This is a genomic window from [Anoxybacillus] calidus, assembly GCF_013760845.1.
GTDB classification, from domain to species: domain Bacteria; phylum Bacillota; class Bacilli; order Bacillales; family Anoxybacillaceae; genus Paranoxybacillus; species Paranoxybacillus calidus.
In genome coordinates this window covers 130,141-142,509 of sequence record NZ_JACDUU010000002.1, presented here as the reverse complement: position 1 = coordinate 142,509, position 12,369 = coordinate 130,141, and the positions used below count along the sequence as shown (strand labels likewise).

12 protein-coding genes are annotated in these 12,369 nt (G+C 41.0%); all 12 read right to left on the bottom strand.

Features of this window, described 5'->3' with window-relative positions; translation table 11 throughout:
• Nucleotides 1-11: 11 nt before the first annotated feature.
• The 12 genes from pknB to HNQ85_RS04910 all read right to left on the bottom strand — a co-directional run bounded on the left by pknB (nucleotide 12) and on the right by HNQ85_RS04910 (nucleotide 12,343).
• Complete coding sequence (gene pknB / locus HNQ85_RS04965; protein ID WP_181536660.1) at nucleotides 12-1,961, bottom strand: Stk1 family PASTA domain-containing Ser/Thr kinase; 1,950 nt, start codon at nucleotides 1,959-1,961, stop codon at nucleotides 12-14.
• Nucleotides 1,962-1,967: 6 nt separating this feature from the next.
• Nucleotides 1,968-2,717: a Stp1/IreP family PP2C-type Ser/Thr phosphatase gene (locus HNQ85_RS04960; protein ID WP_181536659.1), complete on the bottom strand. Its 750-nt coding sequence runs from the start codon at nucleotides 2,715-2,717 to the stop codon at nucleotides 1,968-1,970.
• Nucleotides 2,718-2,721: 4 nt separating this feature from the next.
• Entirely contained in the window at nucleotides 2,722-3,816 is a 1,095-nt protein-coding gene (rlmN, locus tag HNQ85_RS04955; RefSeq protein ID WP_181536658.1) for a 23S rRNA (adenine(2503)-C(2))-methyltransferase RlmN, read from the bottom strand.
• Between the two features lie 5 nt (nucleotides 3,817-3,821).
• A complete protein-coding gene (rsmB, locus tag HNQ85_RS04950; RefSeq protein ID WP_181536657.1) occupies nucleotides 3,822-5,165 on the bottom strand; it encodes a 16S rRNA (cytosine(967)-C(5))-methyltransferase RsmB in 1,344 nt (447 codons plus the stop codon).
• A complete protein-coding gene (fmt, locus tag HNQ85_RS04945) occupies nucleotides 5,155-6,111 on the bottom strand; it encodes a methionyl-tRNA formyltransferase (RefSeq protein ID WP_181536656.1) in 957 nt (318 codons plus the stop codon). The genes rsmB and fmt overlap by 11 nt, the downstream gene beginning before the upstream one ends.
• A 12-nt stretch (nucleotides 6,112-6,123) precedes the next feature.
• Nucleotides 6,124-6,597 (bottom strand): peptide deformylase, encoded by a 474-nt coding sequence (gene def / locus HNQ85_RS04940; RefSeq protein ID WP_181536655.1) that lies wholly within the window; start codon nucleotides 6,595-6,597, stop codon nucleotides 6,124-6,126.
• Nucleotides 6,598-6,613: 16 nt separating this feature from the next.
• Nucleotides 6,614-9,028 (bottom strand): primosomal protein N', encoded by a 2,415-nt coding sequence (gene priA, locus HNQ85_RS04935; RefSeq protein WP_181536654.1) that lies wholly within the window; start codon nucleotides 9,026-9,028, stop codon nucleotides 6,614-6,616.
• Entirely contained in the window at nucleotides 9,025-10,236 is a 1,212-nt protein-coding gene (gene coaBC, locus HNQ85_RS04930) for a bifunctional phosphopantothenoylcysteine decarboxylase/phosphopantothenate--cysteine ligase CoaBC (protein ID WP_181536653.1), read from the bottom strand. Before coaBC ends, priA begins: the two co-directional genes overlap by 4 nt.
• A 79-nt stretch (nucleotides 10,237-10,315) precedes the next feature.
• Complete coding sequence (gene rpoZ / locus HNQ85_RS04925) at nucleotides 10,316-10,513, bottom strand: DNA-directed RNA polymerase subunit omega (protein ID WP_181536652.1); 198 nt, start codon at nucleotides 10,511-10,513, stop codon at nucleotides 10,316-10,318.
• 2 nt (nucleotides 10,514-10,515) lie between these two features.
• Nucleotides 10,516-11,130 carry a guanylate kinase gene (gmk, locus tag HNQ85_RS04920; protein WP_181536651.1) on the bottom strand — a complete coding sequence of 205 codons (615 nt, stop codon included), beginning with the start codon at nucleotides 11,128-11,130 and terminating at the stop codon, nucleotides 10,516-10,518.
• A 14-nt stretch (nucleotides 11,131-11,144) separates the two neighbouring features.
• Entirely contained in the window at nucleotides 11,145-11,408 is a 264-nt protein-coding gene (remA, locus tag HNQ85_RS04915; protein ID WP_181536650.1) for an extracellular matrix/biofilm regulator RemA, read from the bottom strand.
• Nucleotides 11,409-11,467: 59 nt separating this feature from the next.
• Nucleotides 11,468-12,343, bottom strand: a complete 876-nt coding sequence (locus HNQ85_RS04910; RefSeq protein WP_181536649.1) for a YicC/YloC family endoribonuclease — start codon at nucleotides 12,341-12,343, stop codon at nucleotides 11,468-11,470.
• Nucleotides 12,344-12,369: the final 26 nt, after the last annotated feature.

Here is a 12,369-nt window from a genome sequence, read left to right as displayed (position 1 = left end):
CTCCTTATTTGTTATGTATTCGGATATGGAACAACACCTTCACGCTTCACTGTGTTGTTAATAATTACACGATAATAGCCTGTTTCTTCAGGACGTATAATAAACTCTACTTTTTCTTTCACTGTTTCTGTCAATCTATATGTTTTATATGGTTTTGTCATATCATGTTTTGCATCTTGAATATACAACTGCGCTTCGACAATTTCTCCTTCATATACCGGCTCATACGGAATTTCAATTTCCTGCATCACTTTTTTCTCTGGAAGCGGTTCTTTCCCTTTGGAAATGACTACGGTTATGGTTGCCCCTTTTTCAAGTTTCGCATTCGCCTGAGGTGTTTGTGAAATAACAAGCCCTTCTGGAACGGTATCGGAATGCTCATACTTTACGAGCACATATAATCCTTGTTCTTCGACATAATCACGAACACTTTTTTCGGTATAACCAGATAAATCTTTTAACGTAATTTTTTCTGGACCTAGACTGACAGTGAAAGTTACTTCTGTTTCGTCTGGCACTACTTTTTCTCCCGGTGATGGAGATTGAGCAATAATGGTTCCTGGCGGCTCATCGCTATACACTTCATCTCGCTCGACAAGCAGAAAATTTTGATTTTGCAGCGTTTGTTCTATATCTTCAATATCTTCACCAATAAAATTACTAAATTCTATTTTCTTTTTTCCAATACTCTTATAAATTGTAATTTCCGTTCCTTCTTTCACCGTTTTTCCCGCTTCCGGATCCGTGCGAATGACTTTCCCCTCGGGAACTTCATTGTCCTCAACAGATACCGTTTCTTTAATCTTAAACCCTAACGAGGCTAGCTCCGTTACTGCCTTGTCATAGTCTTTATTGGCTACATCAGGAACTACCACATCATCAGGAAGTACGATAGAAGAGATCCAAGTAATTGCACTAATACCCGCGACAACGAAGAAAATAAAGAATGAAACGAGCCATGCTACCCATTTCTTTTTCTTTTTTGGTTGTGTTGTTTGCCCCGTCTCATTTTCTTTTTTCAAAGAATCATGAACAATCGTCTGTTGGTTATCTCGAATATGATTCATATTTTTAATAACTGGTACGGCTTTTGTAGCTTCATCATCATCGGCAATCGTAAATTTTTTCTCGTTTAATCGTTCCGGATTTAACGCCGTGCGAATATCTTCTGCCATTTCCTCGACCGATTGATAACGATGAAAAGGATCTTTCGCTGTTGCTTTTAATATAATATTTTCAACACTTTGCGGTATAGAAGGATTCCACTCTTTTGGTGAAGGGGTCTCTGTTTGTAAATGCTTTAACACGATGGAAACGGCCGATTCCCCAGAAAATGGTAATCTACCAGTTAAAAGTTCAAACATGACAATACCTAATGAATAAATATCCGATTTTTCGGTGGCAATTCCTCCACGTGCCTGCTCGGGCGATAAATAATGAACAGAGCCTAATACTGAATTCGTTTGCGTAATCGTTGTCGAACTTAACGCAATCGCGATACCAAAATCTGTAACTTTTATAATTCCATTTTCGTTAATGAGGATGTTTTGCGGCTTAATATCGCGATGGACAATTCGGTTTTGATGTGCGTGTGAGATCGCAGAAGTTAACTGCGCCATAATGTTTAATGCCTTTGGAACGCTAAGTGGTGCATGCTGCTGAATATATTGCTTTAATGTAGTCCCCCGCACATATTCCATCACAATATAATAAATACCTTCATCTTCACCGACATCATAAATGCTGACGATGTTCTCATGGTTTAAACTCGTTGCCGCCTGTGCTTCCCGTCGAAAGCGTTTAATAAATTGTTCATCTCCCGAAAAGTCAAGACGCAATACTTTAATAGCTACATCCCGATCTAAAATCATGTCTCTAGCCAAATACACATTGGCCATTCCACCGCCGCCAATCATTTCGATTATTTTATAGCGACCGTTCAATCTTTTACCAATGAGCACGCGCCATCACCCACTTTCACGTTCCGATGAAAATTCAATGATTGCCAGCGTGATATTGTCTTCTCCACCGCGTTCATTGGCTAAATCAATTAACGTCTGCGCTTTATTTTCAATAGATTGCTCAGAAGTTAATATATCTACCATCGCTTGCTCAGACACTTTATTCGATAAACCATCGGAACATAAAAGCAAGATATCGTTTTCCTCTAAGACAAGAGATTTAATATCCATTTTCACTTGCCTTTCTGTTCCGAGTGCACGCAATAACACATTTTTGCGCGGATGGTACTCAGCGTCTTCTTTGGAAATTTGTCCAGTTTTTACTAATTCATTGACAAGTGAATGATCTTCTGTTACTTGCTGAAATCCATAAGCATTGAGCACATAACAGCGGCTGTCGCCAATATGTCCAACCGTTACAAATTTCTTTGTACAAATGGCACTGACGATTGTTGTACCCATTCCTTGACATTCATCATGATTGAGCGCATGTTGAAATAGTGTTTCATTTATTTCCGCGACATGTTCCTTTAACCATTGTTCAGCGATTTGCGGGGAAGAGATGTTTGTTGTCTCTTCCCACATCTTTTTTAGATACGTAATCGCCATTTCGCTCGCTACATCCCCGGCGCGATGCCCTCCCATTCCATCAGCAACAACCGCTAAATAGGCACCGTCTTTATTAACAAAAATTCCGCCGCAATCTTCGTTGTGAGGTCTTATTTTCCCAATGTCGGTTTGAAAAGCGACTTTCATTGTTTCACCTCGTCTCTTCTTTTCGCTCCTTCGCGCGAAGCTGCCCGCATGCTGCATCAATATCATGTCCTTGCTCGCGGCGAATCGTAACATTAATGCCATGTTTCTTTAAAGTACGTTCAAATGCAAAAATTTGATCGCGCGGTGTTCGCACATAATTTCGCTCCGGTACATAGTTAACAGGAATGAGATTGACATGACACTTTAATCCTTTAATAAGTTTAGCTAGCTCTTCCGCGTGTTCGATTTGATCATTTACTCCGCCAAATAAACCGTATTCAAACGTAACGCGACGTCCCGTTTTCTCAATATAATAGCGTATTGCCTCCATTAAATCAGGCAGTTTATACGCTTTATTAATCGGCATTAGCTTTGTGCGTAATTCCGTATTTGGAGCATGTAAAGAAATCGCAAAATTAATTTGCATATTTTCATCAGCAAACTTGTAAATTTTCGGAATAATTCCGCTTGTCGAGACAGTAATATGGCGGGCACCGATATTTAATCCTTTATTGTGATTAACAATTTTCAAAAACTTTATCAACTCATCATAGTTGTCAAATGGCTCACCGATTCCCATCACGACGATGCTGCTGACGCGCTCTCCTTGCTCATCAAGCGCTTTTTGCACCTTCACAACTTGGGCAACAATTTCTCCTGCTTCGAGATTTCGCTTTAATCCCCCGAGCGTTGAAGCGCAAAACGTACATCCAATTCGGCAGCCCACTTGTGTCGTAACACAAATCGAATTGCCGTAATCATGTCTCATTAATACCGTTTCGATGGAGTATCCGTCATGAAGTTCAAATAAAAATTTCATTGTACCGTCTTTTGATGTTTGTTGGACAAGTGTCTTTAACGTAGTAATGACGAAATTTTCTTTTAACTTCTCACGTAAATCTTTTGGAAGGTTGGTCATTTCGTCAAACGTAGTGACTCGTTTTTGATAAAGCCACTCAAAAATTTGCGTGGCGCGAAATGGTTTTTCCCCTTGTTCTTCTATCCATGCTTTCAAGTCTTCTAATTTGAATGAATAAATAGATGGTTTGCGAACTGCTGTTTCAGCTGCTTTTCTTATTGTGCTTTCCGTTTTTTCCAATGAACTTACACCTTCTTTCGTAATGATGCAATAAAAAATCCGTCTGAACCAAAATAATGAGGTAATATTTGTAATTTCCCTTCACTTACGTATGGCCGCACTTTTTCTGGCAGTCTCTCTTTCAATGTCTCATCTAAATTAAACTGTGGATGATGCCTTAAGAAGTCTTCGATAACATCACTATTTTCCTCTTGATCGATTGTACAAGTGCTATAGACTAGTATACCGCCTTTTTTTAAGAGCGGAGCAACCGCTGCTAAAATCTCACGCTGAATCTTAGCTAACTGGCGAATATCATTTTCTGTTTTCGCATATTTGATATCCGGTTTGCGACGTAGCACACCAAAACCTGTGCATGGAGCATCCACTAAGATTTTATCAAAGGATTCTTTTTCGAAGTATTCGCTGACTTTCCGGCTGTCCAACACTTTTGTTTGAATGTTCGTTAAGTGCAACCGCTCTGCTTGTTCTTGAATCAGTTTTACTTTGTGGTCATGAATATCTAATGAGACAACTTGTCCTGTATTATGCATTAATTCCGCAATATGTGTTGACTTTCCGCCTGGTGCAGCACAACTATCCAATACATATTCATTTTCTTTGGCCCCAAGCGCTTTGGCTACAAGCATAGAACTTTCATCTTGAATCGTCAAATAACCTTCCTTGTAGGCAAGCGTATGAGCGAGGTTACCCTTTACCGCTTTGATTGCTTCAGGTGCTACATCTCCATTTGTAACTTCGACTTCTTCTTGACGTAAGCGCTCAATAGCTTCTTCAACCGTGATTCTCGCGATATTTACGCGAGCGGTCTGTTCAGGCGGTAACAAATTCGTTTCACACATTTTCCGTGCTTCGTCCATTCCAAACTGTTTGACCCATCGCTTTACAAGCCATATTGGATGACTTGTTTCGACTGCTAAACGTTCAACCGGGTCAGCAATCTTTTCAAGTGAAGGCACCCCTTCGCGCTGAACGGCGCGGAGCACTCCGTTTACCATTGAAGCGATTCCTTTATGTCCCCGCTTTTTCGCAATCTCAACTGCTTCGTATATAGCAGCGCGGTCTGGAACGCGGTCAAGGTAAAGCATTTGATATAAAGATAGACGAAGCAATACCTTCACCCAAACTTCAAGCTTGCTTGATTTCTTTAAAAAAGGACTCAAGAAATAGTCAAGCGTGTCACGGCGTTGGATGGTCCCATAAACGATTTCTGTCAACAATCCAACATCTTTAGACGATAGCTGATGCTTTTCAATCATTTTATTAAGAAGCAGATTGCTATACGCTTGATTTTTTTCAATCGCTAACAATGTTTCCAGTGCTACTTCTCTTACATTTTTATTCTTCATTGTCGACTCCTAACTTTGTACCAGTTGTTAAGCTGGCGCCAGCGCCGCGTAAAAATTCCGCTCCACTCATTCGCTTTTTGCCAGCTGGTTGAAGTTCCGTAATTTTGATGGCTGTTTCGTTTCCTGTTGCTACAACAATTCCATCTTCAGCAAGCTCGATAATTGTGCCTGGCTCCGCCGTTTTACAGGCAGCAACTTTTTCACCCCACCAAATTTTCCATACTTGTCCGCCCATTGTTGTATAAGCAACAGGCCACGGATTCAAGCCACGAATATGGTTGTAAATTTCCTCCCCTGATTTTGTCCAGTCAATCTTTTCTTGCTCTCGTTTAATATTGTAGGCAAATGTTGCCTCTTCATCATTTTGTTTCACTGGCGTAATTTTTCCTTCGAGCAAAAGCGGAATGGTTTCTGATAACAGTTTTGCCCCAGCTTTGCTTAGTTTATCATGGAGCGTACCGACTGTGTCAGTTTCTGTAATCGGTACTTCTACTTGCGTTAAAATATCGCCTGCATCCAGTTTTTCAACCATATACATGATGGTAATTCCCGTTTTTTCTTTTCCTTGTAAGATCGCATAGTGAATCGGCGCGCCGCCGCGAAGCTCAGGAAGCAGCGAAGCATGGACGTTAATACAGCCATATTTTGGTGCTTCGAGCAGCTCTTTTGGCAAAATTTGTCCAAATGCTGCCGTAACGATTAAATCTGGCTGAAGTGCTATTACCTGCTCATATTGCTCCTTCTCGCGAATCTTTGTCGGCTGCAATACCGGAATTCCATGCTTTTGTGCCTCCACTTTCACAGGCGGAGGTGTTAATTCTTTTTTGCGCCCTTTTGGTTTGTCCGGCTGTGTTACAACGCCCACTACGTTATATCCATCTTTAATTAATTGCTGCAACACAGGAACTGAAAAATCAGGAGTTCCCATAAATACAACTCTTACCATATTGAAAACAACCTACCCTTCTAACTCTCCTTTTTCATAATAGCGAATCACTTTTGATGTAAATAAAATCCCGTTTAAATGATCGATTTCATGCTGTAAGGCGCGCGCTAGAAAGCCTGTTGCTTCCAATGTGAACACATGCCCGCGACGATTTTGCGCGCGTACTTTCACATAATCTGCACGCTTTACTTCACCGAAAAGGCCTGGAAAACTTAGGCACCCCTCAGGACCGACTTGTTCTCCTCGCGATTCAACAATGACTGGATTTATCAACTCAATCCTTCCGTGTTTGTCACCAATATCAACAACGGCAATTTGCTTGGCAATTCCGACTTGTGGAGCTGCCAGCCCAACACCGTCTGCTGCAAGCATTGTATCATACATATCATTTAACAATCTAACAAGATTGCGATCGAATTGTGTTACTTTTTCACAAACCGTTTCTAATACTTCTGCTGGGTATTTTACAATTTCTAATATCGCCAATGTTATTTCCTCCAATTTACATCATCATATATGGATTTAAATCAATGGTAATTTGCAGCTGACCTTGAGCCATTTCCTGCTGATAATGATCCACAATTGCTTTTAAAGTCTGGGTAAACTTTGGTTCCCGTTTGTATTTTATCATGCATTGATAGCGATATCTATCGTTCAATCTGGCAATTGGCGAAGCAACAGGACCGAGAATCATTGTTTCAGAAGATAAGTGGTTTCGTAAATGTGCTGCGATTTTTTCGGTTGTCGCCACCGCTTTTGTTAATTCTGGATGGGACACTGTAATAAGAGTCAAATAGTAAAATGGCGGATAACCGTGCAGCTTGCGAATCTGCATCTCCCTTTGATAAAACATTTCATAATCATGCTTTGCTGCCAGTTCTACGCTATAATGCTCCGGAGTATATGTTTGAATAACGACTTCTCCAGGCAGCTCATGACGCCCGGCTCGTCCGCTTACTTGCGTCAGCAATTGAAACGTCTTTTCTGAAGCACGAAAGTCGGGAAGACGAAGCATCGTATCCGCCGCTAAAACGCCAACAAGCGTCACTTTTGGAAAATCTAAGCCTTTTGCAATCATTTGGGTTCCTAACAATATGTCAGCATTTCCTGCGCCAAACTCATGTAACAGCCGTTCATGTGCTCCTTTTCGGCTGGTCGTATCGACATCCATGCGAATGACTCTTGCTTGTGGCAACAATTTTGCCAACTCTTCTTCGACTTTTTGCGTTCCCGTTCCAAAAAAACGAATATGTTCGCTTTGACAAGTTGGACAACGATAAGCGATTGGTTCTTCATAACCGCAATAATGACATTTCAAGCGTTGCTGTACGCGATGATATGTTAGTGAAATATCACAATGCGGACAATTGATGACATATCCGCAATCACGGCACATGACAAACGTTGAATAGCCGCGGCGGTTTAAAAATAAGACGGATTGCTCGCCACGCGCTAAGCGGTCTTGCAATTTGTCAAACAAGGTGCGTGAAAACATGGAACGATTGCCGCTTCTCAGTTCTTCGCGCATGTCGACAACCTCGACGGATGGCAATCCTTTTTCATTCATCCGTTTTTTTAATGTAAGCAAGCGATAAACCCCTTTTTGTGCCCGGGCAAATGATTCAAGCGATGGGGTGGCGCTTCCAAGCACGACTGGACATTGATGAAAACGAGCGCGGTAAATGGCCACGTCGCGGGCATGATAGCGCGGATTTTCTTCTTGTTTATAACTCGCTTCATGCTCTTCATCAATAATAATCATGCCGATATTTTCGAATGGTGCAAAAATAGCTGAGCGCGCGCCAACGACGAGTTTCACTTCTTTCCGATGGATTTTTCGCCATTCATCATACTTTTCACCGATAGATAAACCACTATGAAGAACGGCTACTTGTGAACCAAATCGCCCTTTAAATCGTTCAACCATTTGTGGAGTGAGTGAAATTTCAGGCACTAGCACAATGGCTTCTTTTCCTTGCTTCAATACTTCGTCAATCGCCTGCATATATACTTCGGTTTTACCGCTGCCTGTCACACCATACATTAAAAATACTTCATGTTTGTTGGTGTGCACGCTTTCTAATATCGGTTCGATCGCCCGTTGCTGTTCCTCTGTCAAAGGAAGCGGCTTCGTTTTGACAAATTCACGATGTTCGTAAGGATCACGATAAATTTCTATCTCTTTCTCCATGATCACCCCTTTGTTCAGAAGCGCTTTTACCGATGATGAAGAAGCCCCTGTCAATTCCAGCAAATCTTTTAGCAACATTCCTTCAGGGCAAGAAAGTAGGCACGCAATGATTTCTTTTTGCTTTGCCGCTTGTGTCGGGAGCTTATTCATCATTTCTTTTGCTTCTTCGGCGGACAAAGCAAGAGCCACATATCTCATTGTTTTCTTTGTTCCTTTTTCTTTCACACGATAGACAACTTCTAAATGACCTTTTTGAATCTCTTTTTGCAAAAGCGACAGCATATCCGTATTTTCAATTTCTTTCCATTGAATAACGGAGCGATGAGCAAAAAACGGCTGAATATCTGCATGCAAATAAGCGCGATGCTCCTCGCTGACAAGATGAATTTCTTTTTCGTATTTCGCTTTCATCGCTGCCGGCAACATCGCCTGAAAAGCGGAAATCATAAAACATAAGGTTGTTTCTGTTAGCCATTTCCCTAGCTGCAGTAATTCTTCATTTAAAACAGGTGTTACATCGACAATCTCTTGGATTGGTTTCAGCGTCTTGAACTCTGAATGAGTTTTTATCTCAATAACAAATCCTTGTAACAGTCTTGGGCCAAACGGAACAGTTACACGCATACCGACTTGAAGAACATTCTCCCACTTTTTCGGTATTAAGTAGTCAAAAGGTCGATCGGTTTGCCGTGCCGGCACATCGACAATGACCGCTGCAACTTTCATCGAATCGCCTCGATATACTGATGAATTTCTTTTAATAGTTCTTCAGCGACTTTCTTTTTTGATAAAAGCGGGAGTGATATGGAGGAACCGTCGCGTTTGAAAATCGTTACAATATTTGTATCTCCTGCAAAACCTGCACCTTCTTCAGATACATTATTTGCTACAATCATATCCAAGTTTTTGCTTTCTAATTTGCGTTTTGCATACTCTTCTACCCGCTCTGTTTCTGCGGCAAAGCCGACTAAAATTTGCGTCGTTTTTTGCTCGCCAAGCGTTTTTAAAATATCGATTGTTCGCTCCATTTCAATGACGTAATCTCCCGGCTGTTTTTTCATTTTTTCCGCAAATACATATTTCGGGCGATAATCAGCAACAGCAGCAGATTTAATCACAATGTCGCTGTCTTGGTAATATTCCATCACTTGTTCATACATTTCTTGTGCTGATTCAACCCGAATCGTTTTTACATGTTCAGGAGAAGGCAAATTCGTCGGTCCAGAAATTAGCGTTACATCGGCACCAAATTTTACTGCTGCTTCCGCAATGGCATATCCCATTTTTCCTGTAGAACGATTTGTAAAGAAGCGAACAGGATCTAGCTTCTCACGCGTTGGTCCTGCGGTTACAAGTACTTTCTTTCCTTTTAAAAATGGCTTCACCTCTAATAACGAAAAATGATTTTCAAGAAGGGAAACGATTTTTTCTGGTTCTTCTAATCTTCCTTTTCCAACATAGCCGCACGCTAAATACCCTTCTGACGGTTCAATAAATTGATAGCCAAAGCTAACAAGTCTTTCGATGTTCGCTTTGACAGCCGGATGGTCATACATATTGACATTCATCGCTGGAGCAATCCAAACAGGCGCTTTTGTCGCGAGTAGCGTCGTCGTAATCATATTGTCAGCAATTCCGTTGGCCAGCTTGCCGATTGTATTCGCCGTGGCAGGAGCGACGAGAACTAAATCAGCCCAATCGGCTAAGTCAATATGTGCAATCACAGCCGGATTTTTTTCATCAAACGTATCAATATATACTTCATTACGTGACAGCGCTTGAAATGTTAGTGGGGTAATGAATTGACAAGCTGATTCGCTCATGATGACGCGAACATTTGCCCCTGCCTGCGTTAGCTTACTCGTTAACATTGCCGCTTTATAAGCAGCAATTCCGCCTGTTACACATAACAAAATATTTTTGTCTTTTAACATACCAACACCGCTCCCTCTGTATAGCTATTGTAAAAAAATAACAACCTAAAAATTAGGTTGTTATTTTCGTTGGATTGCCTTAGTCCTCTTTTACTATTTCGATGTAGCCGGCATCAATTTCCTCTAAAGCTTTGCCAACAAATTTTTTGGATACAGGCTTTTCGACTGTGCAATCATCTTTTACTTGCAATTGACGCGCTCGTTTCGCCGCAACCGTCACAAGCGTGTATTTTGAATTAAACTTTTCCATTAATGAGTCAATGGAAGGATATAACATACTTACTCAACCTCCAACATTTTTTTATAGCGATTGGCGACGCGTTCACGCTTGCAATGTTCTGCCATGACAATCGCTTTAATGCGTTCGCAGGCAAGCTCTACTTTATCATTTTCAACAACATAATCATATGCATCCATCATTTCTAGCTCTTCTCTCGCTGCTTTCATGCGATTATTAATTAACTCCTCAGACTCTGTTCCTCTTGTAATAATGCGATTTTTTAGTTCGCTCAAACTAGGTGGAGCCAAGAAAATAAATAAGCCTTCCGGAAACACCTTGCGTACTTGCAATGCTCCCTGCACTTCAATTTCAAGGAAAACATCTTTTCCTTCTTGAAGCGTCTTTTCTACATAGTCAATCGGCGTACCATAATAGTTTCCCACATACTCTGCCCACTCGAGCAGTTTATTCTCACGAATCATTTGTTCAAATTCTTCTCTCGTTTTAAAGAAATAGTCGACACCGTCTACTTCACCTTCACGCGGTTTTCTCGTTGTTACGGAGATAGAATAGTGAAGGTTAATATCTGGCTGTGAAAACAGCGCTTTGCGTACAGTACCTTTCCCTACTCCCGATGGACCAGATAATACGATTAATAATCCTCTTTCGCACATAGAAATATGTAAACCTACCCTTCCTCTGATAAATCATCTCGGTCAAAGAAACGATGTGCAACAGTTTCCGGTTGCACAGACGATAAAACGATATGATCACTATCCATTATAATAACGGCACGAGTTCTTCTTCCATGGGTTGCATCAACAAGTTTGCCATTTTCTCTTGCCTCTTGAATAAGTCGTTTAATGGGAGCCGAATCAGGACTGACAATCGAAATAATGCGGGCGGCAGATACCATATTTCCATAGCCAATATTCACCAATTTAATCCCCATGAAAGCTCCTCCTACTCATATAAAAATCATTGTTTCCATAACATTTTATTTGTAAACAGTTACTCTATATTTTGCACTTGCTCCTTAATTTTTTCAAGAGCGCTTTTCATTTCAACTACTTGCAAAGCAATTCGGCTATCATTTGCTTTCGAGCCAATCGTGTTGATTTCCCGATTCAGCTCTTGAACAAGGAAGTCCAGTTTACGGCCAATCGGCGCATCACTACATATCGCTGCCGTAAACTGCTCAACGTGACTATGGATACGTTTCAATTCTTCATTAATATCTGCTTTTTCAGCAAAAATGGCAACCTCTGTTAAAATACGTACTTCATCAATCGCCCCTTGTAAAAATTCTCCAACCCGCTTTACCATCCGCTCACGATATTGTTCACTAACTTCTGGAGCAAACATTTGTATTTGGGACGCACATGCAGTTATGAATGATAATTGCTCCCTTATATCGTTAATGAGCGCGCGCCCTTCCGCCTCACGCATACCTTTTAATTGTAATGCAGCTTCATGCGTTGCATCAATAAGAAGTTGCTCAATTTCCTCATTTCCTGCTTCTTCTTCGACAATTTCGGTCACTCCTTCCAAGCTGAACAGCTGGGATAATGTGACGCGATCTTGCAATGAAAAGCGCTCATTTGCCTCTTGCAAACTTTGATAATAATCACTTAACAGCTGCCAATCGACTTGCAATTTCTTCTTCGTTAATCCTTCCCCTTCAACATTTACAAAAACTTCTACTCTTCCACGTTTGACATATTGCAAAATAATTTTTTTCACTTTATCTTCGAACATTAACAACTGTCTAGGCATGCGGACAGTCACTTCGCAAAAACGATGGTTCACTGATTTCATCTCAACCGTTATCGTCAAACGGTCATTTGCTTTTTTCCCTCTACCAAAACCCGTCATACTATAAACCATTTCAATCACATCCATCATCTAACAGT